The sequence below is a fragment of the Pseudoduganella albidiflava genome, from assembly GCF_004322755.1.
GTDB classification, from domain to species: Bacteria; Pseudomonadota; Gammaproteobacteria; order Burkholderiales; family Burkholderiaceae_D; genus Rugamonas; species Rugamonas albidiflava.
This window is the reverse complement of the sequence record NZ_CP036401.1, coordinates 3408115-3435034: the sequence shown is the minus strand read 5'-3', so window position 1 is coordinate 3435034 and position 26920 is coordinate 3408115. Positions and strand designations below refer to the sequence as shown.

Sequence of the window (26920 nt, the reverse complement as noted above, 5' to 3'; positions counted from 1 at the left end):
CTAGGTTCAGGGGGAAGTCAATTGTTTGATGGCGGTCTTGATCTGCGCGACGCGTGCCGCCAGGTCGGGCATGCTCGCGGTGATCTTCAGCTTGTCCTGCCCGTTCAGCTTGATGTGCTTGTGCTTCTGGATCAGGGTGATGATGCGCATCGGGTCGATGGGCGGCTGCGGCATGAATTGCAGGTTCGCTGCTTCTCCGTGGGCATCGATTTTAACAATACCGACGGTCTTTGCGGCAACCCGCAGCCGGTGCGTTTCCACCAGCGCCTTGGCCGGTTCCGGCAACTTGCCGAAACGGTCGATCAATTCTTCCTGCAGGCCGTCGAGCGCTTCCTGCGATTCGCAGTTGGCCAGCCGCTTGTAGATCGACAGGCGCTCGTGCACGTCGCCGCAGAAGTCGGCCGGCAGCAGCGCCGGCACGTGCAGGTTGATCTCGGTGGTGGTGGCCAGCGGCGCCGCCAGGTCCGGCTCCTTGCCGGCCTTCAGCGCGCGCACCGCTTCGTTCAGCATGTCGGTATACAGCTGGAAGCCCACTTCGAGCATTTCGCCCGACTGGCTTTCGCCCAGCACTTCGCCGGCACCGCGGATTTCCAGGTCGTGCATGGCGAGATAAAAACCGCTGCCCAGTTCTTCCATCTGCTGGATCGCGTCGAGCCGGCGCTGCGCCTGCTTCGACAGCGACTGCACGTCGTTCACCAGCAGGTAGGCATAGGCCTGGTGGTGCGAACGGCCGACCCGGCCGCGCAACTGGTGCAGCTGGGCCAGGCCGAACTTGTCGGCGCGGTGCATGATGATGGTGTTCGCGGTGGGCACGTCGATACCGGTTTCGATGATCGTGGTGCACAGCAGGATGTTGTAGCGCTGCGCCACGAAGTCGCGCATCACCTTTTCCAGGTCGCGCTCGTGCATCTGCCCGTGGGCGACGGCGATGCGTGCCTCGGGCACCAGCTCGGTCAGTTGCGCCAGCCGGTTCTGGATGGTCTCCACTTCGTTGTGCAGGAAGTACACCTGGCCGCCGCGCTTCAGTTCGCGCAGGATCGCCTCGCGGATGATCGAGCCATCCTCGCTGCGCACGAAGGTCTTGATGGCCAGGCGCTTTTGCGGCGCCGTGGCGATCACGGAAAAGTCGCGCAAGCCTTCCAGCGCCATGCCCAGCGTGCGGGGAATCGGCGTGGCCGTCAGCGTCAGTACGTCCACTTCGGCGCGCAGCGACTTCAGCGCTTCCTTCTGGCGCACGCCGAAGCGGTGTTCCTCGTCGATGATGACAAGGCCCAGGCGGGTGAACTTCACGTCTTCCGACAGCAGCTTGTGGGTGCCGATCACGATGTCCAGCGTGCCGTCGGCCATGCCCTTGATCGCGGTGGCGATTTCCTTGCCGGTGCGGAAGCGCGACATCTCGGCGATCTTCACGGGCCAGTCGGCGAAGCGGTCGGCGAAGGTCTGCGCATGCTGCTCGGCGAGCAGCGTGGTCGGCGCCAGGATCGCCACCTGCTTGCCGCCCATCACGGCGATGAAGGCGGCGCGCAGCGCCACCTCGGTCTTTCCGAAGCCGACATCGCCGCACACCAGCCGGTCCATCGGCTTGCCGGAGGTCATGTCGCGGATCACGTTGAGGATCGCGGCCGCCTGGTCGGGCGTCTCGTCGAAGCCGAAGCTTTCGGCGAAACGCTCGTAGTCGTGCGACGAGTATTCGAAGGCATGGCCCTGGCGCGCGGCGCGCCGGGCATACAGGTTGAGCAGCTCGGCCGCCGTGTCGCGCACCTGTTCGGCGGCCTTGCGCTTGGCCTTGTCCCACTGGCCGGAGCCGAGCGCGTGCAGCGGCGCGTCTTCCGGCGCACCGCCCGAGTAGCGCGAGATCACGTGCAGCTGCGAGACCGGCACGTACAGCTTGGTGTCCTTGGCGTATTCCAGGTGCAGGAACTCGGTCTCGCCTTCGCCCAGGTCCATGCTCACCAGGCCCATGTAGCGGCCGATGCCGTGGTTGATGTGCACCACCGGGTCGCCGATCTTCAGCTCGGACAGGTCGCGCACCATCGATTCGACCTGCGTGACGGCTTCCTGCTTCTTCTTGCCGACGCGGCGGCCCGAGCCGGCATAGATCTCGGTCTCGGTGATGAACACCAGCGTCTCGGCGCCGGCGTGCAGTTCGAAACCGGCCTGCAGCGGCGCCACGCCCAGCACGATGCGGTCGTGCGAGGCCAGGAAGCCGCCGAAACCGTCGACCAGGGCCGGGTGCAGGTCGAACTCGGCGAAGTACTGCTGCAGCGTTTCGCGGCGGCCCGCCGAATCGGCGCAGATCATCACGCGCAGGTCCGGCCGCATCACGTAGGCGCGCAGGTTGGTCAGCGGATCGTCCTGGTGGCGGTTGACGGCGATGTTCGGCACCGGCGCCGACAGCTCGGACGGCTCGCCGTCCAGGCTCTTGCCGATCGTGATGCGGGCATGCCGCTTGGCGCACGTGAAGAAGGCCTCGTCGCGCAGGAAGATCGCTTCCGGCGGCAGGATCGGGCGCTCGCGGTCGGCCTTGAGGAATTTATAGCGGCTTTCGGTATCGGCCCAGAAACGGCGGATCGCGCCATCGATATCGCCCACCAGCGCCAGTGCCGCGCCGTCCGGCAGGTAGTCGAACAGCGTGGCCGTCTCCTCGAAGAACAGCGGCAGGTAGTACTCGATGCCGGCCGAGGCGATGCCGCTCTTGATGTCCTTGTAGACCACCGAGCGCGAAGGATCACCCTCGAAGGTTTCGCGCCAGCGGCTGCGGAATGTGGTGCGCGCCGCTTCGTCCATCGGGAATTCGCGGCCCGGCAGCAGCCGCACCTCTTGCACCGGATACAGCGAGCGCTGGGTGTCGGCATCGAAGGTGCGGATGGTTTCAATGGTGTCGCCGAACAGGTCGAGCCGGTAGGGCAGGGCGGAACCCATCGGGAACAGGTCGATCAGGCCGCCGCGCACCGAGTATTCGCCCGGCGACATCACCTGCGTCACGTGCGTGTAGCCGGCCAGCGTCAGCTGGGCTTTCAGCCTGCCCTCGTCGAGCGACTCGCCCTTCTTGAAGAAGAAGGTGTAGGCGGCCAGGAACGACGGCGGCGCCATGCGCACCAGTGCCGTGGTGGCGGGCACCAGCAGCACGTCGCACTGGCCGCTGCGGATCTCGTGCAGCGTGGCCAGCCGCTCGGACACCAGGTCCTGGTGCGGCGAGAAGGCGTCGTAGGGCAGGGTTTCCCAGTCCGGCAGCAGGTGGCAGCGCAAGGCGGACGCGAACCAGGGAATCTCGTCGAGCAGCCGCTGGCCATCGCTGGCGCTGGCCACGATGACGGCCAGCATGCGGCCTTCGATCTTCAGTTGCAGCGCCGCCTGTGCCAGCGCGTAGGAATCGGCGGAACCATACAGCGCGGGCAGCGCGAAGCGGTTGCCGGGTTTGGGAAGTGCTCGTGTAAAGTCGAAGGGCATGCGGCGGGAGGGCTGGCGTGACTGCTGACTGTGGTGGCTGACGATGGTTGTGGACGAAGCTTATTGACGAAGCTAATTGACAAAGATTACTGACGAAGATTGCTCACGTGGATCGTACTGACGGTGCTGGCCAATGCTGCGGCGATCGCCGGCGTCACCGCCAGACCGCCGGGCGGCAAGGCAATATTATAGTCCAAGCACGCTCGCCCAGTCGCCCGTCAGGACCGCCGATGCTCAGCCGTGGCAGCGCAGCAGCACGGCGGTGATGTTGTCGCGGCTGCCGTCGCGCTTGGCCATGTCCACGAGTTCGGCGCAGCACGCGTCGAGATTGTCTTCCCGGGCCTGCGCCATCACGGCCGCGATGGCTTCCCGGCTGGATTCGCCGTGCAGGCCGTCGCTGCACAGCAGGTAGACGTCGCCCGGCGCCAGCGACCATGCCGACACGTCCGGCTGGACCGCCGGGCCCGGGCCCAGCGCCTGCAGCAGCAGGTTGCGGGGCGGCAGCGGCGGCGGCGCACCCAGGTCGAGTGCCTGCTGGTACAGCGTGTGGTCGCGGGTCAGTTGCAGCAGCTCCCCCTGCGCACCGCCGCGCCAGCAGTACAGGCGGCTGTCGCCGACATGGAACAGGTAGGCCGGGCCGTGGCGGACGGGATGCCACAGGCCCGTCAGCGTCGTGCCCATGCCCATGCCATCGGCGTGGTCGCGCTCCACGTTCGTCGCGTACAGCTGCGCGTTGGCGTACTCGATCGCGCTGCGAAGGGTGTGCAGCGCGCCGCCCGGCACGCCGGCCCAGGTGGCATCGGGATCGGCATCCGGATCGTGCGGCGCCGCGGGCGGCGCGTCCGACAGGTGGCTGCACAGCAGTTCGACGGCGCCGGCGCTGGCGATCTCGCCCCCTTCGTGGCCGCCCATGCCATCGGCCACCGCCAGCAGGCCCAGCTCCGGGGCCACGCGGAAGGTGTCCTGGTTCGAGTGGCGCACCGTGCCCACGTCGGTGATGCCGAACGCCACGCCGAAATCCAGCGTGTGGTACCGCGGCGACGATGGCTGCGAGCTGTTCAAGGTGACTCCCGTAGTGACGCTGTAGTGACGCTGTGGTGACGCCTGCCGTACTTCCTGAATCGATTCGCGCGGTGCTCCAGCGATCCGGTGCCGCGCTGGAAGTGAGCATACCAGCTTCACCAGCCCGGCGCCGCTGCGCTCACGCCACGGCCGCCCGCCATTTTCCCGCCGGGCGGAAGAGTCTTTATCTCAGCCATGGATTGTTCGCCGGGGAGGCAGCCGCTATGCTTGCCGGACGAAACCCGACAGTGGAGGATGGATGGAACGCAGGATTTTTCACGTGGACGCCTTTACCCGCACCCCCGGGCGGGGCAACGCGGCCGGCGTGGTGCTCGATGCGGATGGCATGAACGAAACGGCGATGCTGCGCATCGCCGCGCAACTGGGCTATTCGGAAACGGCGTTCGTGCTGGCGCCGTCCGATGGCGGCCACGACGTGCACGTGCGCTTCTTCACGCCGGCGGTCGAGGTGCCGGTATGCGGCCACGCGACGGTGGCGGCCCACTATGTGCGCGCGGCCGTGCTGGGCATCGAAGGCAGCTTCGTGCAGAAGACCGGTGCCGGCCTGCAGCGCATCACCGCGGCCCGGCACGAGGGCGACTGGCGCATCGCGATCCGCCAGGGCGCGCCTACCTTCGGCGAGCCGGTTGCGGAGGCCTTGCGCGGGCGGATCGCGGCGGCGCTGGGCATCCGCGCCGGCGATCTCGCGGCCGGCCTGCCCGTGCAGGTGGTGTCGACCGGCCACTCGAAAGTGCTGGTGCCGCTGGCCGACGGTGCCTTGCTGGACGGGCTGCAGCCCGATCCCGAGGCGCTGGCGGACCTGAGCGGGGAAGTCGGCAGCAAGGGCTGGTTCCCGTTCGCGGTCGGCGGCGGCCGCACGGACGGGCGCATGTTCGCCCCCGCCATCGGCATCGCCGAAGACCCGGTCACCGGCAATGCGAATGGCCCGCTGGGCGCCTATCTGGTACGCCATGGCCTGATGCCGCACGACGGAAAACGGCTGGCGTTCGAAGGCCACCAGGGCCGCGCGCTGGGCCGCGACGGCATCGTGCATGTCGCGGTGGACATCGCCGATGGCGCGCCCGCGGTGGTCACGATCGCCGGCGACGCGGCGATCCGGCTCGACAGCGGGGCAGCCGTGCGCTGATGCCGGCTGGAGCTAACCGAAACTCACTGACGCTTGGCGCGGCCGCCCGCGGATACCGGGGACTTCCGCTCAGTTGACGTACGGCGACGGCGGCGCCTCGAGTGGGGCCGGCTCGGCGCCCTCGACCGGTTCGGCCGGTTCGACGCCTTCCAGCGCGGCCGGGTCGATGTCGATGGTGCGCACGGCCGGATCGTTGGCGTATTCCTCGAGCATCCAGTCGTCGTTCACCTGTACCACGCCCTCGGGCACCGGCCGTTCGACGATCGGCCGGCCGGCCAGCGCGCTGCGCATGTAGTCGATCCAGATCGGCAGCGCCAGCGTGGAGCCGAACTCGCGGCCGCCCAGCGACTTCGGTTCGTCGTAGCCCATCCATGCCACCGCCACGATGCCGCCGCCGTAGCCGCCGAACCAGCCATCGAAGGCGTCGCTGGTGGTGCCGGTCTTGCCGGCGATGTCCGGCCGGCCGATGCGCTGTACCGCCGCCGCTCCCGTGCCGGTGCGGGCCACTTCGTGCAGCATGCTGTCCATGATGAAGGCGTTGCGCGGATCGAGCACGCGCGCCGAGTCGTCGGGCTGCGCCGGGCGCTGCGCGGCACGCAGTACCTTGCCGTCGGCATCCTCGATGCTGGCGATCAGCCAGGGCTGCACGCGGTAGCCGCCGTTCGCGAACACGGCATACGCGCTGGCCATCTGCGCGGGCGTGACGGCGCCGGTGCCGAGCGCCATCGTCAGGTTCGCCGGATGCTTCGAGCGGTCGAGCCCGAACCGGCCCAGGAATTCATGGGCGTACGGCACCGTGATGGCGCGCAGGATGCGCACCGACGGCACGTTCTTCGACTTGGCCAGCGAGATGCGCATCGAGATCGGGCCGTCGAACACGAAGTCGTCGTTCTGCGGCCGCCATGGCTCGCCGTTGGCGCCGCCCGGCAGTTCGAGCGGCACGTCGTCGATCAGGGTTGCCGGGCCATAGCCCTTCTCGACCGCCGCCGCATAGACGAACGGCTTGATCGCGGAGCCGGGCTGGCGCCACGCCTGCGTGACGTGGTTGAGCTTTTGCACGTTGTAGTCGAAGCCGCCGACCATGGCGCGGTAGGCGCCGGTGGCCGGGTCGATCGACGCGAACGCGGCCGCCACCTTCGGCACCTGCGTGATCGCCCAGCCTTTCTTGCCGGCCCGCGTCACGCGGATCACGGCGCCGGGGCGGATGCGCAAGCTTTCCTTTGCCTTCGCCGACAGCGCGGCCGTGGCCAGCTTCAGGCCGTCGCCGGTGATGGTCACCTCCGTGCCATCGGCCATTTCGGCGCGCACGGCACGCGGGCTGGCCGACAGCACCACCGCGGCGACCAGGCCGTCGCTGGTGATCTGTGCCGACAGCGCGCGGTCGATCTCCTCTTCGCGCTCGGCTTCGTCGTCGGGCAGTGCGACGAACGCTTCCGGCCCGCGGTAGCCGTGGCGCTGGTCATACGCGATCACGTTGCGGCGCACGGCCTGGTAGGCGGCTTCCTGGTCGGCGCTGAGGATCGTGGTGCGCACCACGATGCCGCGCGTGTACGCGGCCTCCTGGTATTCGGCGACCGCGGCCTGGCGCGCCAGTTCGGCCACGTACTCGGCATGCGTGGCGAAGTCCTGGCCCTTGCTGCTGATGCGCAGCTTTTCCGCCCGGGCCTTGCGGTACTGCGCTTCGGTGATATAGCCCACATCGAGCAGGCGGCGCAGCACCACCTGCTGGCGCAAGGTCGCCCGCTTGAAGTTGGTGATCGGATTATGGCGCGCCGGATTCTTCGGCAGACCGGCCAGCATCGCGATCTCGGCGACCGACAGGTCCTTCAGCGGCTTGTCGAAGTAGGTCTGCGCGGCCGCGCCGAAACCGAAGGTGCGCTGGCCCAGGTAGATCTGGTTCATGTACAGCTCGAGGATCTGGTCCTTCGTCAGCGCGTCCTCGATCTTGTAGGCCAGCATCACTTCATTGAGCTTGCGGGAGATGACCTTCTCGCGGGTCAGGTAGAAATTGCGCGCCACCTGCATCGAGATCGTCGAGCCGCCCTGGCGGAAGCTGCCCGACAGGTTGGCCTTGACCGAGCCTGGCACGCGCAGCCAGTCGACCCCGCCGTGTTCGTAGAAACGCGTGTCCTCGATCGCCAGCACGGCCTTCTTCATCATGTCCGGCATCTGCGCCACCGGCACGAAGTCGCGGTGCTCCTCGCCGAACTCGCCGATCAGCACCTTGTCCGCCGTGTAGACGCGCAGCGGAATCTTCGGCTTGTAGTCGATGACGGCATCGAGTTCCGGCAGGCGCGGGCGCACGATCAGGAACAGGTAGGCCAGCAGGAGAAGGGCCGCCAGCACGCTCGCGCCCAGGGTGGCGATGGCGGCGATGGCGGCGTTGCGGCGGTTCAGCCAGGAAGGGAGATTGCTCAAGACTTGGGTTTCCTCTATTGCGGGGCGACGAATGCGCGGGCCATTATAGACCAGCGTAATCGCGCCCCCGGCAGTGGCGCCGGCGCCACATCGCTTGTCGAAACTGCATGCCGGCTCTTGAAAATGGCCCGGCCGGATCGACGTACGCGCCATGCTCAAATCCAAACTCCACTGGAAGCGCCCGCTGTTCTACCTGCTGTTGCCGGTATTGCTGGTGATGGTCTTCCTCGGCTTTCCGCTGCCGCTGGCGCCGCCGCCCGCCCTCAAGCCCACGCAGGAACAGTCCGAGACCGTCAGGAAGCGCAAGGGGAAGACGGCCCGGGAGTGAGCATCGGCCTGGCACCGTGGCGCGTGGTGCTTGCCCAGTCCATGTAACTGTCGTATCTTCATAGAAATTGAGTGAGCCGGGGATCCGATGGCAGCGGCAAGGCAGGACGTCGATTGCGACGTGTTGGTGGTGGGAGGCGGCATCAATGGCGTGGGCATCGCCCGCGACGTGGCGGGCCGCGGCCTGTGCGTGGCGCTGTGCGAGCGCGACGACCTGGCCGCGCACACCTCGTCGGCCTCCACAAAGCTGATCCATGGCGGCTTGCGCTACCTGGAACATTACGAGTTCGGCCTGGTGCGCAAGGCGCTGGCCGAGCGCGAAGTGCTGTTGCGCGCCGCGCCCCACGTGATACGCCCGATGCGTTTCGTGATGCCGCATACGGGACAGCGTTCGGCGGCCCTGATCCGCGCAGGGCTGTTCCTGTATGACCGGCTGGCGCGCCGCGAGCTGCTGCCGGGTTCCGCCAGCGTGCAACTGGCGGACCACCCGGCCGGCCGCGCCCTGAAGCCGGCGCTGGGCCAGGCCTTCGTGTATTCGGATGGCTGGGTCGACGATGCGCGCCTGGTGGTGCTGAACGCGGTGGACGCGGCGCAGAAAGGCGCGTGCATCCTCACGCGCACCGCCTGCACCGAAGCGCGCCGCGATAATGGTGCCTGGCGTGTCACGCTGCGCAAGGCCGACGGCACGGCCAAGCAGATCGCCGTGCGCGCCATCGTCAACGCGGCCGGCCCATGGGCCGCCGCCTTCCTCGACAGCGCGCAGGGTTCGGTGAAACAGCCCACGCGGCTGCGGCTCGTCAAGGGCAGCCACATCGTGGTGCGCCGCCTGTTCGAGCACGACGATGCCTACCTGTTCCAGCACACCGATGGCCGCATCGTCTTCGCCATTCCCTACGAGCGGGATTTCACGCTGATCGGCACCACCGATGTCGAGTACAGCGGCGATCCCGCCGCCGTGGCGATCGCCCCCGAAGAGATCCGCTACCTGTGCGCGGTGGCCAGCCACTATTTCCGCACCCCGGTCGCGCCGGCGGACGTGGTGTGGAGCTTCGCGGGTGTGCGCCCGCTGCTGGACGACGCATCGGCCCGGGCCAGCGCGGTCACCCGGGACTACCGCCTGCAGCTCGATGGCGGCGCGCAGCCCGGCGATGCGCCGCTGCTGACGGTCTTCGGCGGCAAGCTGACCACCTACCGCAAGCTGGCGGAAGAGGGCGTGGACCTGCTCTGCAAGGCGCTCGATCACCGGGCCGGCGCCTGGACGGCGGATGCCTGCCTGCCGGGCGGCGACCTGTTCGGCGCCGTGCCGCAAAGCCGGTCGGTGCTCGAGTTCGACGGCTGGCGCTCGCGCCTGCAAGTGCAGTACGACTGGCTCGACTGCCCGCTGATCGCGCGCTATGCCAGGGCTTACGGCACGCGCATCCATACGTTGCTGCAGGGCCGGGCGTCGATGGCGGACATGGGCGAACAGGTCTTGCCCGGGTTGTACAAGGCCGAGCTGGATTACCTGCGCCGGCACGAATGGGCCGTGACGGCCGAGGATATCCTGTGGCGGCGCACCAAGCTGGGCTTGCACCTGCCGGCCGGTGCGGCGGCCCAGCTGGATGCCTGGCTGACGACACACCCGGCAGCGGCGCTGGCGAAAGCGCAGGCAGAATGAAGAACGGCGGCCCGCGGGCCGCCGTTCTCATACAGGGATGGCGAAGGTCACTTCACGCCATGCATCAGCTTCTGGATCAGCGGTGCCAGCAGGAACAGCAGCACGCCGCCGATCACCAGCGACCAGAAACCGAAGTTGTAGCCGGACAGCGCCGATTCCACCGACATGCCCGACTCGCCGGAGACGTGCGAGGCGAAGATGCCGGACAGGTTGTTGCCGATGCCGGTCGACAGGAACCAGCCGCCCATGCCCAGGCCGACCAGGCGGGTCGGCGCCAGCTTCGTCACCATCGACAGGCCGATCGGCGACAGGCACAGTTCACCGATGGACTGGATCACGTAGACCATGAACAGCGTCCAGAACGGGATCTTGCCGTCGACCACCAGGGTCTTCAGCGCGAACACCAGCAGCAGGAAAGCCAGGCCGTTGAAGATCAGGCCCAGGCCGAACTTGCGCGGGATCGACGGTTCCACGTTGCGGCGGGCGGTATAGATCCAGATCGCCGCGATGACCGGTGCGCAGGTGATGATGGCGATCGAGTTCACGCTCTGGAACCAGGCGGTCGGGAAGATCCATTCGCCGAAGGAGCGGTTGACGATGTTCTCGGCCAGGAAGGTAAACGAGCTGCCGGCCTGTTCGAAGAACATCCAGAACAGGATGTTGAAGGCGAAGATGATCATCATCGCCCACACCTTGTCGCGCGCCACGGGGCCGTTGCGGTAGCCTTCCACCAGCAGCATCACCGCCAGCAGGATGAACAGCACGGTCAGCACGCCCTGCAGCTGCTGCGCGCCCACGGCCAGCAGCGCGAACACTACGGGAATCGTGGCCAGGCAGCCGGCAATCACGTACAGCACGCGGGCCGGGCTGGCCGCCTGCGCTTCCGGCATGCCGATGCCCTGCAGGCCCTTGCGGCCGATGAAGAACCACACCAGCGAAATCAGCATGCCGATGCCGGAAGCGATGAACACCACCTTGTAGTCGGGGATGTCGCCGGTATTGAAGACATACTGGGCCAGGTACTGGGTCAGGATCGGGGCGACGAACGCGCCCGCGTTGATGCCCATGTAGAAGATCGTGAAGCCGCTGTCGCGCCGCGAATCGGCAGCCGCATACAGCTTGCCGACCATCGTCGAGATGTTCGGCTTGAACAGGCCATTACCGGTGATGATGGTGGCCAGGCCCACCTTGAAGATGGTGGGATCGGGCAGGGCGATCATGAACAGGCCGGCCGCCATGAAGGCAGCACCGACGAGGATGGAACGCTGGTAGCCGAGCACGCGGTCGGCTACATAGCCGCCGAACAGCGCCGCCGCATAGACGAGCGCGAGATACGAACCATAGGTGAGGTTTGCGTCGGCCTCACCGGAAGCCGCGCCACCGTGGAATTGGGCGACGATATACAGCACCAGCGCCCAACGGATGCCGTAGAACGCGAAGCGTTCCCAGAACTCCGTCATGAACAACATCCACAGTGGAGCGGGATGCCCCAAAATCTGTTTGAATTCGGGGATGGCCGTGTCTACTGCCTTGCTTGAACCGCTCATGCGGCATCTCCTGAAAAAAAGTCGCCATTGTAATGGAGCGCCCGGAATTGTCGACGGCTTCCTGTGCTGCGACGCAGCAATATGGTTCGTTTGAAAAGATTGCAATCCTCTTGGCGCCGCGATGTCGTATATTGACGCTAATAGAGGGGCAATACGTATTAATTCAATAAAGGATGGTCGCACCATGGAACAAGGTTTTGTCGATACTCTGATTTCACCGGAAGGCAAGCTCGAAGTACTGTCGAAAGCGGAAGTGGTCAAGCTGCTCGACACCGGCAAGGGCGGGCTGTACAAGACTTTCCGCCAATGCGCGCTTGCCGTGCTCAATTGCGGCAGCACCATCGACGACGGCAAGGAACTGCTGGATCGCTACCAGTCCTTCGATATCAACATCCTGCAGCGCGAGCGCGGCATCAAGCTGGAGATAAAGGGCGCGCCGGCCATCGCATTCGTGGACGGCAAGATGATCAAGGGTATTCACGAACACCTGTTCGCGGTGCTGCGCGATATCGTCTTCGTCAGTAACGAAGTTACCGATAACCCGAAATTCGACCTGTCGCGCACGGAAGGCATTACCGATGCCGTATTCCATATCCTGCGCAATGCGAACGTGCTGCGGCCGCAGACCAACCCGAACCTGGTGGTGTGCTGGGGCGGCCACTCGATCAACCGCGCCGAATATAACTATTCAAAGGAAGTCGGTTATCAACTAGGCCTGCGCGCACTGGATATCTGCACCGGCTGCGGCCCCGGTGCGATGAAGGGCCCGATGAAGGGCGCCACCATCGGCCATGCCAAGCAGCGCTTCGTCAATGGCCGTTACCTGGGCATCACCGAGCCGGGCATCATCGCCGCCGAATCGCCGAACCCGATCGTCAACGACCTGGTGATCATGCCGGACATCGAGAAGCGTCTCGAAGCCTTCGTGCGCACCGGCCACGGCATCATCGTGTTCCCGGGCGGCGCGGGAACGGCGGAGGAGATCCTGTACATCCTGGGCATCCTGCTCCATCCGGACAACGCCGAGATCCCGTTCCCGCTGATCTTCACGGGGCCTGAATCGTCGCGCGAGTACTTCGCGCAGATCAACGAGTTCATCGGCATCACGCTGGGCGAGCAGGCGCAGAAGCGCTACAAGATCATCGTCGACGATCCGGAATCGGTGGCCCGCGAAATGCAGGAAGGAATCAAGCAGGTGCGCGAGTACCGCAAGGCGCGCAGCGATGCCTACTACTTCAACTGGGCGCTGCACATCGACGAGGAATTCCAGCGTCCGTTCGCGCCCAGCCATGAAAACATGCGCAACCTGAAGCTGCACAGGAACCAGCCGGTGCACGTGCTGGCGGCGCACCTGCGGCGCGCGTTCTCCGGCGTGGTGGCCGGCAACGTGAAAGCCGACGGCATCCGCGCCATCGAGGCACACGGCAACTTCGAGATCCACGGCGACCCGTCCATCATGGAACCGATGGACCGGCTGCTGGCATCGTTCGTGGCGCAAAGCCGGATGAAGTTGCCGGGCAAGGCTTATGTGCCGTGCTACCGGGTGGTGATGTAGTCATTCGCCCTCTGAAGCCGGTATCCGGACCGGCGTCATTCAGGCATACCCCAGGCGCAAGTTCCGGGGTCAGACCCGCCGGGTCTGACCCCAGCCCTTCGCTGTTGGGGTGAATGCACGCGATGCCAACTGTTCCAGCAAACGCGGACGTGACGGCACTGGTACTTGACACCACTTTCTCAGGTATTTCCCCTTACAACGCGCGGTACCGGAAATCGCGCAGCGTCACCGCGCCATCGCCAACGCAATAGATGCCGATCTTCAGGCTGAGGAAGCCGCCGAACACGTTGTGGTGGATGCCGGATACCTCCATGCGCAGCCCGTGCAGCAGCCAGGTCTTACCCCCATCGTACGAGTAATGGAAAGTGACCACGTTCTCCACGTTGGTCAGCCGCACCCGTACGCTCCGCGTGACGCGCTTGACCCGCATCCACGGCTGTTCCTCGGCGTATTCCCAGGTCTTGATGGCATCCGGCGCGAAGCCGACGCCGACGAACGCCTTGTGGTTGTAGAACAGCAGCAGGCCTGCTTCGGCCTGGCCGTCCAGTTCCAGTGTGACGTCGGCCTGGTATGAACGGTCGCCCACGCCGCACGTCAGTGGCGAGCTGTCGGCCGGCGACGTGCCCTTGCCCTGGATGCGCAGGCCGGGGTTCAGGTAGCGCGCGCGGTCCATGTCGTCCGGCTTCGGGTCGTGGAAGCTCCACTGGATGCCGAAGCGGTCGCGCGTGAAGTCGTCGGATAGCGGCTGGCCGTTGCGGCCCGCCTTGACGTGCAGCCCGTCCTTGCCGCGTGGTTTCGGCAGCGGCTGCGACAGGTCGCCGCCCCGGGCGCGGAACCAGCCGTCGTCCGTCCATTCGACTGGTTCCAGCAAGGTCTGGCGGCCCAGCGTGCGGTAACCGTTTTCGTAGCCATGGTAGACCATCCACCAGTCGCCGGCCGGACCTTCGACCAGCGTGGCGTGGCCGCGCGACCACCATGGCTCGCTCGTGCTGGTGGTACGCACCAGCGGGTTGCGCGGGCAGTGTTCCCAGGGACCGTGCACCGACTTCGACCGCGCGGCAATCACCATGTGGCCGGTGACCGGGCCGGCGGTGCCGCCGACCGCCGTCACCAGATAGAACCAGTCGCCACGCCGCAGCAGCTTGGGTCCCTCCGGCGCGAAGTTCTCGACCACCCAGTCTTCCGGATAGCGCCACGGTTTATAGGCTTCTTCCAGCTTGCCGTCAGTGGCCAGGCCATCGTCGGTGAGCCGGATCTTGCGGATGCCGTTGACGAACAGGTAGCGCCTGCCATCCTCGCCGAGGATGTGGCCCGGGTCGATGCAGCCGGCGATCTTCAGGTCGACCGGGTCGCTCCACGGACCCTCGATGCGGTCTGCCCAGATCGCGTAGATCGACCAGGTATTGCCATCCGGCGCGGCGGGAATGTAGATGAAATAGCGGCCGTCGTGCTTGCACAGATCCAGCGCCCAGATCGTGCCCAGCGGCTTTCGCAGCGCTGGCCCCACCGGCGCCCAGTTCACCAGGTCGGTGGAATGCCAGATCACGATGCCGGGGTACGAGAAGAACGACGAGAACGTCATGTAGTAATCGTCGCCGTCCTTCAGGATCGTGGGATCCGGATGGTCGCCGGAGACGATCGGGTTGACGTACCGGCCGTCGCCAAGGTCGGCCTTGCGCTGGCCTTCGATGCCGCGTGCCCAGGTGGCCGTGGCGGTCGCCGTGGCCGGGTCTGGCCGGGACGGTGTGGATGGCTGGCCGAGCACGTGCGCGGCGGGGAGGGCGGCGGTGCTGGCGAGGATGGTCTTGAAGGCGTTGCGGCGGGATTGGTTCGTCACGTGCTGTCTCCGGAGCGTGATTGTCGAGGCTACGGCAGGCTAGCTGAAAACGATTTCAGGAGCAATGCGAAAACAGGGAAGAGGACGAATGGTTTTTGAGGAGGGAAGCGCGCGGGAGAACCGGTGTCAGACACCAATGCCGCTTAGATAAGCCCACCCCAAGTGCAAATTCCGGGGTCAGACCCGGCGGGTCTGACCCAGGCATCTGGCTGTTGGGGTGAATGCATGCGCTTCCAACATATCGGGTAACGCTTAACTTAGCGGCATTAGTGTCAGACACCATTTTCTGGAGAATTCGCCCAGGAAATGGTATCTGACACCGTAGCTTTGATAGCCGCGCCGGAATGAAAAACGCGCGGTGAAAACCGCGCGTTCCGAGGAGCAGGAAGACTCAGTCTTCCTTGCGCAGGTGCGGGAACAGCAGCACGTCGCGGATGTTCGGCGAGTCGGTCAGCAGCATGATCAGGCGGTCGATGCCGATGCCGCAGCCGCCGGCCGGCGGCATGCCGTATTCCAGCGCGCGGATGTAGTCGGCGTCGTAGTACATCGCCTCGTCGTCGCCGGCTTCCTTGGCCGCCACCTGCGACAGGAAGCGTGCTGACTGGTCTTCCGCGTCGTTCAGCTCCGAGAAGCCGTTGGCGATCTCGCGGCCCACCATGAACAGCTCGAAGCGCTCGGTGATGCCCTTGCGGGTGTCGGAGGCGCGCGCCAGCGGCGACACTTCTTCCGGATAGTCGATGATGAACGTCGGCTCCCACAGTTGCGCTTCGGCGGTTTCCTCGAACAGCGCCAGTTGCAGCGCGCCCAGGCCGGAGTGCGCATGCGGCTTCACGCCGAACTTCTTCAGTTCGGCCTTGATGAACTCCGCGTCATCGAGCTGCTCGTTCGTGTAGTGCGGAGCGAACTTGTTGATCGCGCCGACGATCGTCAGCCGGTGGAACGGTTTCGACAGGTCCAGTTCGCGGCCGCCGTAGGTCAGCACCGCCGAGCCATGCGCATCGACGGCCGCCTGGCGGATCACGGCCTCGGTGAAGTTCATGATCCACTGGTAGTCCGTGTACGCGGCGTAGAACTCCAGCATCGTGAACTCGGGGTTGTGGCGGATCGACACGCCCTCGTTGCGGAAGTTGCGGTTGATCTCGAAGACGCGGTCGAAGCCGCCCACGACCAGGCGCTTCAGGTACAGCTCCGGCGCGATGCGCAGGTACATTTCCATGTCCAGCGCGTTGTGGTGCGTGACGAACGGCTTGGCCGCCGCGCCGCCCGGGATGGCGTGCAGCATCGGCGTTTCCACTTCCATGAACTCGTTGTCCTGCATGAAGCGGCGGATCGACGAGATGGCGGCGGTACGGGCCTTGAAGGTGCGGCGGGTTTCCTCGTTCATGATGAGGTCCACGTAGCGCTGGCGGTACTTGGTTTCCTGGTCGGCCAGGCCGTGGAACTTGTCGGGCAGCGGGCGCAGCGACTTGGTGATCAGGCGCAGCTCGGAAACCTTGACCGTCAGTTCGTCGGTCTTGGTCTTGAACAGCGTGCCCTTCACGCCCAGGATGTCGCCCAGGTCGTAGCTGCGGAACGCTTCCATCGCGGCTTCGCCCGTCGCATCCAGCGTCACGTAGATCTGGATGCGGCCGTCGCAGGCCTTGCCGGAAGAATCCTGCAGCGTGGCGAAAGCGGCTTTCTTGCCCGCTTCGCGCTTGAGCATCATGCGGCCGGCCAGCACCACGGGCACGGGTTCGGCTTCCAGCTCTTCGCGCGACTTGCCGGCATATTGCGCCTGCAGGTCGGCGGCCTTGTGCTCGGGGCGGAAGTCGTTCGGGAAGGCGATGCCCTGTTCGCGGATGGCGGCCAGCTTGGCACGGCGCTCGGCGATGATCTTGTTATCGTCCTGGCCCGGCACCTGGTCCTGGGGTTCCGCTTGGTTTTCGGTCGTCATGGTTACTGTGCTTGTTGAATGTTGTTGGTGGTCTCGAACAGGGCGTCGATGTCCAGCTCCGTGAAGTCGCGCGCAATGCGGATCACGTTGTCGAACTCGGCGAACGCCTCGGCCGGCAGCGTGGTGGTCAGCACCACGGCGCGCATGCCGGCGCGGCGCGCGGCTTCCACGCCCAGCGGGGCATCCTCGAACACGATGCAGTGCTCCGGCGCCACGCCGCAGCGTTCGGCCGCCAGCAGGAACACGTCGGGATTCGGCTTGCCGCGTGCGACATCGGCGGCGCCGACCACGGCGTCGAAGTGGCGGCGCAGGTCCAGGCCATCGAGCGTGAACACGATGTTGGCGGGCGGCGCGGCCGTGGCCACGGCCAGGCGCACGTCCTGCTCCTGCGCGGTTTCGATGAACTGGTCGAAGCCGGCCACCGTTTCCAGGTGCGGCGCGTACAGCTCGCGGTACAGCTCTTCCTTCTCGGCGTCGAGCAGCACGGTGTCTTCGGTGGTCAGCCCGGCGCCCAGGTAGGTACGCATGATTTCATGGCCCTGGCGTCCGGCCGTCGCGCGGAAGAAGTCGTCCGCGTCGATCGCATGGCCGCGCCGCTCGAAGAAGGCCACCCACGATTTCGTGTGGAAGGCCATGTTGTCGACGATCGTGCCATCCATGTCGAAGATGAACGCGCGGGGCGCTTGGCGACTCATGCGTCACACCCCTTGCTTCAGCGAGGCGGCGATGAAGTCGTCCAGGTCGCCGTCCAGCACGTTCTTCGTGTTGCCCGTCTCGAAGCCGGTGCGCAGGTCCTTGATGCGGGACTGGTCGAGCACGTAGGAGCGGATCTGGTGGCCCCAGCCCACGTCGGTCTTGGAGTCTTCCAGCTTCTGCTGCTCGCTCATGCGCTTGCGCAGTTCCTGCTCGAACAGCTTGGCCTTCAGCATTTCCATCGCTTCGGCCTTGTTGCGGTGCTGCGAGCGGTCGTTCTGGCACTGCACGACGATGCCGGACGGCGCGTGCGTCAGGCGCACCGCGGAGTCGGTCTTGTTGATGTGCTGGCCGCCGGCGCCGGATGCGCGGTACGTGTCGATGCGCAGGTCGGCCGGATTGATCTCGATCTCGATCGAGTCATCCACTTCCGGATACACGAACAGCGAGGTGAACGACGTGTGGCGGCCGTTGGCGCTGTCGAACGGCGACTTGCGCACCAGGCGGTGCACGCCGGTCTCGGTGCGCAGGTGGCCATAGGCGTAGTCGCCTTCGACCTTCAGCGTGGCGGTCTTGATGCCGGCGACTTCACCGTCGGACTGTTCCATCACCTCGACCTTGAAGCCCTTGCGTTCGCAATAGCGCAGGTACTGGCGCAGCAGCATCGAGGCCCAGTCCTGCGCTTCGGTACCGCCGGCGCCGGCCTGGATGTCGATGAAGCAGTTGTTCGGGTCCATCGGGTTGTTGAACATGCGGCGGAATTCCAGGCCTTCGATGACCTTGGCGATTTCCGCGGTATCGGCGATCACCGCTTCGAGCGTGTCGTCATCGCCTTCTTCCTTGCCCATCGCGAACAGCTCGGCCATGTCGGCCAGGTCGCTTTTCGCCTTCGTCAGCGTGTCGACGATGGCTTCCAGGCCTTTCTTTTCGCGGCCCATGTCCTGGGCTTTCTTCGGGTCGTTCCAGACCGCCGGATCTTCCAGTTCGGCGTTCAGTTGTTCCAGTTTCTCCGACTTCACATCGAAGTCAAAGATACCTCCGAAGTTCGTTCTCGCGGGCCGTCAGGTCTGCGAGCTGGGCGGCGAGGGAATTGATGCGTTCTGCTTCCATGGTTTTTCTGTCTCTTTAGAGGGCGATCAAACCTTGGATTATACCTCACGCAAGGTATGGCGGCGCCGCCCGCGGGCCCGCACGGGGCTCGCCGGACGGCACCGCACGGAACTCAGCGCCAGAGCGTGAGCAGCCGCACCACGCCCCATACGGCAATCGCGTACACCGCGATCGCCAGCAGGCAGCCGATGTCGGTCGGCATGTCGAACCACCCGCCAGTGGTCAGCCCGAACGGTTTCAGCAGCGCGGCGCTGAAGATCAGCGCCAGCATGCCGGGCATCAGGATGGCGTCGACCAGCGGTCCGGACAGGTCGGAGCGGTCGAGCCAGTACACGGCGAGGGCATAGCACGGAACCCCCGCGGCGGCGATGCGCGGCCACCAGGTCTTGTCTGACATATAACCTCCATGAATTGATCGGCAAGCCGACGGGAGGCCGATTATGGTGGCATTGCCGGGTGAGACTGCTGAGCTGGCGCATACTTCATTTCTTCGTTGCAACAACGCCACGGCACTGCCCACCACCAGGCCATCTGGCGAAATTGGTCGTCAGTGCTGCCGGCGGCGCAGCGCGATGCCCAGGATGCCCACGCCGGCCAGGAGCATGGCGTAGGTCGCCGGTTCTGGTACCGCCGAGATCGTCAGTAGGGACGCGTTGTTGCCCTGGTAATCGGTCAGCGTGTACGTGCCGGGCTCGAACGACGCGGTAAAGCCGTTGCCGGTGTAGAGTTGCGGGCCATCCGTGATCAGCAGGTATTCTCCGTTCACGCTGTCCTCCAGGCTGAGGCCACCGCCGAAACCGAGATAGAAGAACGTGACGTGCGCATAGCCGGAAACCGCACCGCTGTACAGGCCGGCGACGTCACGGTAAGTGATGCCAAGTTCTTCGATATTCACGTCGGGTTCCACGTCGCTGTCGAGTTGCCAGCTCGCGGCATAGTTACCCGTGATGTTGAACTGGTACAGCTCGGCGTTTGCCGCCCCGCTGAACAGGAAAGCCGTTGCGACCGCGGTGGTGCCCAGAAGATGCTTCAGTGTCATGATGGCCTATGGGGTGGTAGTGCTGGTGGTGGATTGTCGACATGCAGCCTTGGGTGGTTCGGCGTCCAGAGTAACATGATGTAAAGGTTTTGCTGATCGGTTTTGTAACTGTTCGTCGTCGTACCGGTCGCGCCGTCGATGCCCCGGCCAGGCGTGCGTCCGGCAACCAGCCCGGCATCGACACCCCTTGTCCGGGCGCCCATCCCTTGCGTATGATGGCTGTTTTCCTACCTGTTTCAGCAATGAAAAACCTGGTCCTGATTTCCCTGCCGCTCCTGCTGGCCGGCTGCACGGTGCTGCCTTCCGGCGTGCCCGTGGGCAGCCGCGCCACCGTGGCCATCCTCGAGACGACGGACTTGCACGGCAATGTCGCCAGCTACGATTACTACAAGCTGGCGCCCGACCCGTCGATCGGGCTGGAGCGCACCGCCACGCTGATCGCCCGGGCGCGCGCGCAATTTCCGGACAACGTGCTGCTCGATAACGGCGACACGATCCAGGGCACCGCGCTGTCGGATTACCAGGCCGTCGTGCAGCCGCTCGACTGCGCCGCCACGCTGGCCATCTATAAAGCGTTCAACGCGCTGGGCTAACGACGGCAGCGGCATCGGCAACCATGATTTCAACTATGGCCTGGCTTACCTGAACCAGGTTTCCGGCAGCCAGTTCGATGTCGAGGGTGTCACGCCCGGCAAGCGCTGCGCCGGCCCGGCGTTCCCGCAGGTGCTGGCCAACGTGGTCAGCGTGAAGTCGGGCCAGCCGCTGTTCAAGCCCTATGCGATCATCGACAAGCGCATCACCGCCACTGCGCCGGACGGGCGGCGGGTGCCCGTCACGCTGCGGGTCGGCATCATCGGCTTCACGCCGCCCACCATCCTCACCTGGGACAAGCGCTGGCTGGAAGGCAAGGTGGTCACCGAGGGCGTGCGCGAAACGGCGCAGCGCTACATTCCGGCAATGCGCAAGGAAGGGGCGGACATCGTGGTGGCGATCTCGCATGGCGGCCTGGATGCCGCGCCGTATTCGCCGACCATGGAAAACGGCAGCTGGCACCTGGCCCGCGTGCCGGGCATCGATGCCATGCTGATCGGCCACTCGCACCAGGTATTCCCGAACGCGGCCAGTACCGTGCCGCAGTTCGACCTGCCCGGCGTGGACAAGGCCAGGGGCCTGGTGCATGGCGTGCCCACCGTGATGGCGGGGCTGTGGGGCAAGCACCTGGGCGTGATCGGGCTGTCGCTGGCGTGGGACGGCAAGGCATGGGTGGTCGACCGGGAACGCACCACGGTCGAGGCGCGGCCGATCGGCACGGGCCGCGACGCGGTCGCCGGCGATCCGGCCATCGCGCCGCTGGTCGAGGCCGAGCACCAGGCCACCATCGCCTATGTGAAGACGCCGGTCGGCAAGACCGACTTCCGCATGTCGACGTATTTCGCCGACGTGGGCGACGTCAGCGCGATCCAGGTCGTCAACCAGGCGCAGGCCGCCTATCTGCGCGACTATGTGAAGGCCAACCTGCCGCAGCTGGCGCAGCTGCCGGTGCTGTCGGTGTCGTCGCCGTTCAAGAGCGGCTCGGCCGGCGTGACCGACTACACGGACGTGCCGGCCGGCGGCATCGCGCTGAACAACGCGGCCGACCTGTACCTGTATCCCAACGCGCTGTACGGCGTGCAGGTGAGCGGCACCGGCTTGCAGGCATGGCTGGAAAAGGCGGCGGGGCGCTTCAACACGATCGACCCGCGCCGGACGGCCCCGCAGGAACTGGTCGATACCGGCTTCCCCGGCTATAACTTCGACATGCCGGCCAGCGACGAGCTGCGCTACGAGATCGACATCACGCAGCCGCCCGGCAAGCGCATCCGGAACCTGCGCTTCCGCGGTGCGCCGGTGGCGCCGGGCCAGCAGTTCCTGGTGGCGACCAACAATTACCGCGCCAGCGGCGGCGGCGCGTTCCCGGGGCTGGACGGCAGCAGCACAGTGGTGGCCGCGCCGGACAACAACCGCGATGTGCTGATCGAGTACATCCGCAAGCAGGGGCAGCTGACCCGCGCCACACACGGCAGCAGCCGCAGCTGGCGTTTCGCGCCGGTGGCGACGCGCGGCCCGGTGGTCTTCCATTCGGCGCCCGGCAAGGAAGCGCTGGCCCGCGAAGCCGGCCTGACGAACGTGCGCGAACTGCGCGCCGACGATGGCGGCGGCAAGGGCTACGCGCTGTACGCGATCGACCTGGCCCGATGAGGGTGCGAAGCATGATGGCGGCGGCGCTGCTGCTGGTGGTTGCCCTGCCAGCCGGCGCGGCCGACCTGGCCGCTGCCCGGGCCGCGCTGCTTGGGCCGCCCGCCGGCTGGCCGCAGGCGCTGGCCGATTTTACCGATGCCGCGCGCGCCGGCGATCCCCGCGCGGCGTGGTCGGCCGGGCTGATGGTCCGCAACGGCAAGGGCACCGCGCCGGACAGCATCGCCGCCGCTGCCTGGTTGGAACAGGCCGCGCGGGGCGGCGTGCCCGAAGCGATGTTCGTGCTGGCCAATATGCGCATCGCGGGCGAGGGCGGCGCCGCCGATGCCGCGGCCGGCCGTGCGTGGCTGGAGCGCGCCGCCGCGCTGGGCCATGCCGCGGCGTTGCAGCAACTGGCGCAGATGGCGCGCGACCAGGGAGCCGGCGAGCGCGCCAATGCGCTGCTGAAGGAAGCGGCGCATGCGCTGAAGCATGAGCGGTAAGTTCTCGGCTGGCCGGCGCGTGCTTGCCTGGCCAGTCCAGCGGACGCGGATTTCGGGAGAATCAAAAATTCCATAAGGAAATTATTTCAATTATAATTTCCAACTCGACAATACGCGTGTTGGACATCATGTTTCACTTCCTCGGCATACTGCTTGCCGCATTGACCCTGGCCCATGGCACTTCGGCCATCGGCGCCCCCGGCAAGCCCGCCCAGCAACAGGACCGCTCGTTCAGCCGGTTCACCCCCGTGCCGGCGTGGGTTCTGCCGATGCCACCGGTTTCCGAAAAGGTGCGCAAGGATGCGGCGGTCATCAGGCTGGCCGATACCCAGGTCAGGCTGGATCGCGAAGTGTCGACCCACATCACCAGCGCGATCCAGGTCAACGACCAGCAGGCGCTGCCGGCCATCGGGCAGTTCGGGATCGATTACCTGCCCAGCTACCAGCGCCTGCAGCTGCACCAGGTGGCCATCCTGCGCGATGGCAGGCAGCTCGACCAGGCCGGCAAGGTCGACCTGCGCTTGCTGGACAGCGAGAACTTGCGGGGCCAGGGCATGTACGGCGGCGTGCGCACGCTGCAGATGCTGCTGCCCGACGTCAGGGTTGGCGATACCTTGCTGCTTCGCTATACGGTCACGGGGCACAATCCCGTGTTCGGGGCGCGCTGGTTCGATAGCTTTGCCTGGGATGCGACCGTTCCCGCGGAACATCGCCGCCTGGTGATCACCCATCCGCGCAAGCGTGCCTTGTCCTGGCGCCAGAGCGGCGATTTCCGCACCGCTGCGGTGCCGGTCCGTATCGAACACGCCGGCGACGATGAAAGGCTGGTGTTCGAGCAACGCGCTATCGACGAACTGGAGTGGGAGCCCGGCATGCCGCCGGAGTACCAGCCGGGCAGGTCACTGCAATTCAGCGAATTCCAGGACTGGCGTGCGGTGTCCGAATGGGCGGCCGCGCTGTTCCCGGTGCCTGCGGCATCGCCCGGCTTGTCGGCGCTGGCGCGCGAGCTGTCGGCGGACCCATCGAAAGCCGTGCGTGCCGCCGCCGCGCTGCGCTGGGTACAGAACGAAGTACGCTACTTCAGCGTGGCGATCGGCGAGAACAGCCATCGCCCGCGCGCGCCGGACGCAGTCCTCAAGAGCCGCTTCGGCGACTGCAAGGACAAGGCCTATCTGCTGGTCAGCCTGCTGCGCCTGCAGGGCATCGACGCCATGCCGGTGCTGGTTTCCGCCGGCAGTCCGCTGGCACCGGCCCGGCTGCTGCCTTCGCCGGGCGCCTTCGATCACGTGATCGTTCGGCTCACGCTCGATGGCAAGGAGCATTACGTGGATCCGACGGCCACCGGGCAGGTCGAGGCGCTGGAAGCATTGCCGGTGCCGCTGCCGGATGCACATGGCTTGCTGGCCGCACCCGCGGCAGCGGCCCTGGTCACGCTGCCGCCGCGCCGCGATACCGTGGACTTCCTGGTCGACGAAGCGTTCGTGGTCGAACGGTTCGACGGCCCGGCAACCCTGCGCGCCCGGCGCGAGTACCGTGGCGATGCCGCCGCGGCGATGCGCCGCCACCTTGCGGCGATGAATGCGGCGTCGCTGCGCAGGCACGTGCTGGAGCTCTACGAAAAGCGCTATCCCGGGGTGGCCCTGCTGTCGGTTCCCACCTTGAAGGAATATGGCGACCGGTACGAACTGAACGCCGAACTGACGCTGCCGAAGCCGGTCACGCTGGTGGACGGGCACTATGAGCTCGCGATCGAGAACAAGCTCATTGCCGGCACGCTGGACATTCCGGACAAGCTCGTCCGCAACTATCCGTTCGTGCCGTCGGGGCCGTCGCATGGCCGGCATACGCTGAGCGTGACGTGGCCCGCGGCGGCACGGCTCAACGACATTCCCGGGGCGTTCGCCATCGATGGCCCGTCTTTCCGCTACCGGCATGACTATCTGTTGCGTGGCAATGTGCTGCGCTACGAAGCGGATTATCGGGTGACAGGCGCCCAGGTTCCGCCTGGCGGCATGCAGGCCCTGCACGAGCAGGCAACCCGGCTCGCCGAAGCGCAGATCACCTCCTTCTCCATCGGCAAGGCCTCGCTGGTGCCGGAGCCGCTGCAGGGCCTGGCCTACCGCGCCGCGCTGTCGGCCACGGCCGCCTCGAAAGCGCCGACGAAGCGTCCGTCGCGGAACGACGCGCTGGACGATGCCACCCTCTGTGCGGCCGCGGTCTCGCAGGCGCTGGCAGGCGAATATTCCTTCGACGGACAGGCGGAGGTGGCTGCGGCCGTGCGCGCCGAACTGGCACGCCGCGGCAACAGCGAGGAGGCGCGGCGCTGCCGCGCGATACTGTCGTTCATGGATGGCGCGGGGGCGCAAATTGCTGCGGCCGGTATCGCCGACATGCTGCGTGAGCCCGATGAACCCTTGCACCTGTATCTGGCATGGGGGCTGCTGTTCGCCGGGGACAAGGCCGCCGCGGTGACGGCCGCGTCAAGGTTCGCCGACGCCCTCGAATCCGCGGGCACCGCCACCATATCCAGCCGGTTGCGCCATGCGGCGCTGCTGCGGCGGGCCGGGCTGGCGCTGCCGGAAGCGCTGCGCAACAACCTGGCGTCCCCGGTCAACACGGGGTGGCCGGCGCCGATTGGCCGGCTGCTGGCGGGGGAAACGGACGCCGCGCAGTTGCTGGCCGCCGCCGAAACGCTGACGGGGCCGCTGCGGGAAATGGCGGTGGCGGAAGCGTGGTACTACATCGGCGCCGTACGGCTTGCCGCCGCCGACAAGGCGGCTGCGCGCCGCGCATTTCGCCAGGTGCTGGCTACCGGCCCGCGCAGCAGCTTCGAATACCAGCTCGCCGCCAATGAGCTGTCCGCCATGGCGAGTACCGATGCCGATTTCCTGGCAGGGCAAACCCACCAGGCGAACGAACGCTATCGCGACGCGCTGCGGCATTACCAGCTGTGCGCGGCACGTGCCGATGCCGAGTGCCGGAATGCGCTGGGCTTGTTGTACTACCAGGGACGGGGGACGGCGCGCGACCACGCCAGGGCCTTCGAGCTGTTCCGGCTGGCCGCCCTGCAGGGCAATTCGGACGCGCAAAACTCGCTGGGCCTGATGTATGACGAGGGCGAGGGCGTCGCCAGGGACCCGGCCGAAGGCCTGCGCTGGCTGCAGGCAGCGGCGGACAATCTGGATGCGCACGGCCTGCGGAATATGGGCGATCGCTATGTGCGCGGCATTACCGTGGAACCTGCTGTCGCGCGCGGCGTGGACTACCTGCGTCAGGCAGCCGCGCTGGGCAACATCGCGGCGCAGGATCAGCTGGGCGAGGTACTTCTCGGCATGGCACCGGAGGAGGCGGCCATCTGGAACCGCCTGGGTGCCGTGCGGGGTGAATCCGCGGCACAGGTACGCCTGATCGACCAGCTACGGTACGGCAAGGGCATGCCGGCCGATGCGAAGCGCGCGTTCGCGCTGGCGACACCGCTGGCGGAACAGGGCGACGCCGGCGCGCAAGTCCAGCTGGGCATGATGTACGAGAGCGGCAACGGTGTCGCGGAAGACCGGGATGCCGCCTTGCGCTGGTTCCGGAAGGCGGCGGCAAGCGGCTTCCCCGTCGCCAAATTGCGTATCGGCTTGTTGCTCATGTACGGCGACCGTACGCCGGAAGAGCTCCGCGAGGCGCGCCGGCTGCTGGAAGAAGCGTTTGCGGCGGATGTGCACTTCGCCGGCTACCTGCTCGGCAACATGTACCGCGATGGCCGGGGCGGTGAGGCCGATTTCTCCCGCGCCGCGTCGTACTATGAGCGCGCCGCCGCAGCCGGGGTCGGCAAGGCGGCTGAAGTGCTGGGGATGTTGTATGAGTTCAAGCTCCACGATCCGGCCCGCGCCGCGGAGTGGTATCGCAAGGCCGCGGACCAGGGCTACCCCAGCGCCATCAACAACCTTGGCGACCTGTACGAGCGTGGCGCCGGCGTGGCGCAGGATCTCGACCAGGCGGTCGCCCTGTATCGCCGGGCGGCGGGCATGGAACACGATTACGGATTCTTCAGCCTCTCCAGCCTGTACGCGGCGGGCAAGGGCGTCCCGCGCGACCCGGTGCTGGCCTTCACCTATCACGCGCTCGCCGTCCGCTTCGGCTTGGACAGCGACAGGGAGGCCGAGCTCGAACGGCAGCTGACGCCCGCGCAGGCGGCGGCGGCACGGGACGTGGCCGCGAAGTGGAACAAGTCGCTGCCGTTGCCGGGCATGTAAATCGCCTAGCAGCGCAGGCGCGGCAAACCGTTGAACCGCGAATCGTTGAACCGCGAACCGTTGAACCGCGAATCGTTGAATCGTTCCACCGCTTCATCGCGATTCGTGCACGGTTCGCCGCATGCCGGTCGACTGTCGGGCGCCTGCCGTTTACCCTGGGTCTTTCGCATCCGGACTTCCCCGT

16 protein-coding genes and 1 pseudogene are annotated in these 26920 nt (G+C 66.4%); 7 read left to right on the top strand and 10 right to left on the bottom strand.

Annotated features, from left to right (window positions below; all coding sequences use genetic code 11):
• Positions 1-6 precede the first annotated feature (6 nt).
• Both mfd and EYF70_RS14210 read right to left on the bottom strand, forming a co-directional pair.
• Positions 7-3450, bottom strand: a complete 3444-nt coding sequence (mfd, locus tag EYF70_RS14215) for a transcription-repair coupling factor (protein ID WP_131145996.1) — start codon at positions 3448-3450, stop codon at positions 7-9.
• Positions 3451-3684: 234 nt separating this feature from the next.
• On the bottom strand, positions 3685-4512 hold the full coding sequence (locus tag EYF70_RS14210; protein WP_131145995.1) for a PP2C family protein-serine/threonine phosphatase: 828 nt from the start codon (positions 4510-4512) through the stop codon (positions 3685-3687).
• Between the two features lie 259 nt (positions 4513-4771).
• On the opposite strand from EYF70_RS14210, the gene EYF70_RS14205 reads away from it, so the two are divergent.
• Positions 4772-5659, top strand: coding sequence for a PhzF family phenazine biosynthesis isomerase (locus EYF70_RS14205; RefSeq protein ID WP_131145994.1), 888 nt, complete (start codon positions 4772-4774; stop codon positions 5657-5659).
• 69 nt (positions 5660-5728) lie between these two features.
• Here the strand turns inward: EYF70_RS14205 and EYF70_RS14200 are convergent, their stop codons facing one another.
• Positions 5729-8077 carry a penicillin-binding protein 1A gene (locus EYF70_RS14200; protein WP_371861725.1) on the bottom strand — a complete coding sequence of 783 codons (2349 nt, stop codon included), beginning with the start codon at positions 8075-8077 and terminating at the stop codon, positions 5729-5731.
• A gap of 151 nt (positions 8078-8228) precedes the next feature.
• On the opposite strand from EYF70_RS14200, the gene EYF70_RS31085 reads away from it, so the two are divergent.
• Both EYF70_RS31085 and glpD read left to right on the top strand, forming a co-directional pair.
• Entirely contained in the window at positions 8229-8405 is a 177-nt protein-coding gene (locus EYF70_RS31085) for a hypothetical protein (RefSeq protein ID WP_165497667.1), read from the top strand.
• Between the two features lie 87 nt (positions 8406-8492).
• Positions 8493-10061, top strand: coding sequence for a glycerol-3-phosphate dehydrogenase (gene glpD / locus EYF70_RS14195; RefSeq protein ID WP_131145992.1), 1569 nt, complete (start codon positions 8493-8495; stop codon positions 10059-10061).
• 47 nt (positions 10062-10108) lie between these two features.
• On the opposite strand, the gene EYF70_RS14190 is transcribed toward glpD, so the two are convergent.
• Complete coding sequence (locus EYF70_RS14190) at positions 10109-11521, bottom strand: peptide MFS transporter (protein WP_443094098.1); 1413 nt, start codon at positions 11519-11521, stop codon at positions 10109-10111.
• Between the two features lie 271 nt (positions 11522-11792).
• On the opposite strand from EYF70_RS14190, the gene ppnN reads away from it, so the two are divergent.
• Positions 11793-13163 carry a nucleotide 5'-monophosphate nucleosidase PpnN gene (ppnN, locus tag EYF70_RS14185; protein ID WP_131145990.1) on the top strand — a complete coding sequence of 457 codons (1371 nt, stop codon included), beginning with the start codon at positions 11793-11795 and terminating at the stop codon, positions 13161-13163.
• A 193-nt stretch (positions 13164-13356) separates the two neighbouring features.
• On the opposite strand, the gene EYF70_RS14180 is transcribed toward ppnN, so the two are convergent.
• The 6 genes from EYF70_RS14180 to EYF70_RS14155 all read right to left on the bottom strand — a co-directional run bounded on the left by EYF70_RS14180 (position 13357) and on the right by EYF70_RS14155 (position 19775).
• Complete coding sequence (locus EYF70_RS14180; RefSeq protein WP_131145989.1) at positions 13357-15000, bottom strand: family 43 glycosylhydrolase; 1644 nt, start codon at positions 14998-15000, stop codon at positions 13357-13359.
• Between the two features lie 391 nt (positions 15001-15391).
• Positions 15392-16933: a lysine--tRNA ligase gene (gene lysS, locus EYF70_RS14175; protein ID WP_131145988.1), complete on the bottom strand. Its 1542-nt coding sequence runs from the start codon at positions 16931-16933 to the stop codon at positions 15392-15394.
• Positions 16934-16935: 2 nt separating this feature from the next.
• Positions 16936-17628: an HAD family hydrolase gene (locus tag EYF70_RS14170; RefSeq protein ID WP_131145987.1), complete on the bottom strand. Its 693-nt coding sequence runs from the start codon at positions 17626-17628 to the stop codon at positions 16936-16938.
• 3 nt (positions 17629-17631) lie between these two features.
• A protein-coding gene (gene prfB, locus EYF70_RS14165) for a peptide chain release factor 2 (RefSeq protein ID WP_131145986.1) occupies positions 17632-18736 on the bottom strand; the annotation gives its coding sequence in 2 pieces (ribosomal slippage) (positions 17632-18654 and positions 18656-18736; 1104 coding nt in all).
• 112 nt (positions 18737-18848) lie between these two features.
• Positions 18849-19133: a hypothetical protein gene (locus EYF70_RS14160; RefSeq protein WP_131145985.1), complete on the bottom strand. Its 285-nt coding sequence runs from the start codon at positions 19131-19133 to the stop codon at positions 18849-18851.
• Positions 19134-19283: 150 nt separating this feature from the next.
• The gene (locus EYF70_RS14155) at positions 19284-19775 is read right to left on the bottom strand and encodes a PEPxxWA-CTERM sorting domain-containing protein (protein WP_131145984.1); all 492 of its coding nucleotides are present in this window, start codon (positions 19773-19775) and stop codon (positions 19284-19286) included.
• Between the two features lie 242 nt (positions 19776-20017).
• On the opposite strand from EYF70_RS14155, the pseudogene EYF70_RS14150 reads away from it, so the two are divergent.
• The 3 genes and pseudogenes from EYF70_RS14150 to EYF70_RS14140 all read left to right on the top strand — a co-directional run bounded on the left by EYF70_RS14150 (position 20018) and on the right by EYF70_RS14140 (position 26736).
• Positions 20018-22013: pseudogene (locus tag EYF70_RS14150) on the top strand (bifunctional 2',3'-cyclic-nucleotide 2'-phosphodiesterase/3'-nucleotidase).
• Complete coding sequence (locus EYF70_RS14145; protein ID WP_131145983.1) at positions 22010-22492, top strand: sel1 repeat family protein; 483 nt, start codon at positions 22010-22012, stop codon at positions 22490-22492. Before EYF70_RS14150 ends, EYF70_RS14145 begins: the two are co-directional and overlap by 4 nt.
• 128 nt (positions 22493-22620) lie before the next feature.
• Complete coding sequence (locus EYF70_RS14140) at positions 22621-26736, top strand: DUF3857 domain-containing protein (protein WP_131145982.1); 4116 nt, start codon at positions 22621-22623, stop codon at positions 26734-26736.
• Positions 26737-26920: the final 184 nt, after the last annotated feature.

Coding starts and splice junctions, on each gene's coding strand:
- EYF70_RS14190 (WP_443094098.1), bottom strand. CDS start 11,521: ATGACGGAGTTCTGGGAACGCTTCGCGTTCTACGGCATCCGTTGGGCG.
- EYF70_RS14205 (WP_131145994.1), top strand. CDS start 4,772: ATGGAACGCAGGATTTTTCACGTGGACGCCTTTACCCGCACCCCCGGG.
- mfd (WP_131145996.1), bottom strand. CDS start 3,450: ATGCCCTTCGACTTTACACGAGCACTTCCCAAACCCGGCAACCGCTTC.
- EYF70_RS14145 (WP_131145983.1), top strand. CDS start 22,010: ATGAGGGTGCGAAGCATGATGGCGGCGGCGCTGCTGCTGGTGGTTGCC.
- EYF70_RS14155 (WP_131145984.1), bottom strand. CDS start 19,775: ATGACACTGAAGCATCTTCTGGGCACCACCGCGGTCGCAACGGCTTTC.
- ppnN (WP_131145990.1), top strand. CDS start 11,793: ATGGAACAAGGTTTTGTCGATACTCTGATTTCACCGGAAGGCAAGCTC.
- EYF70_RS14140 (WP_131145982.1), top strand. CDS start 22,621: ATGTTTCACTTCCTCGGCATACTGCTTGCCGCATTGACCCTGGCCCAT.
- EYF70_RS14160 (WP_131145985.1), bottom strand. CDS start 19,133: ATGTCAGACAAGACCTGGTGGCCGCGCATCGCCGCCGCGGGGGTTCCG.
- EYF70_RS14170 (WP_131145987.1), bottom strand. CDS start 17,628: ATGAGTCGCCAAGCGCCCCGCGCGTTCATCTTCGACATGGATGGCACG.
- lysS (WP_131145988.1), bottom strand. CDS start 16,933: ATGACGACCGAAAACCAAGCGGAACCCCAGGACCAGGTGCCGGGCCAG.
- glpD (WP_131145992.1), top strand. CDS start 8,493: ATGGCAGCGGCAAGGCAGGACGTCGATTGCGACGTGTTGGTGGTGGGA.
- EYF70_RS31085 (WP_165497667.1), top strand. CDS start 8,229: ATGCTCAAATCCAAACTCCACTGGAAGCGCCCGCTGTTCTACCTGCTG.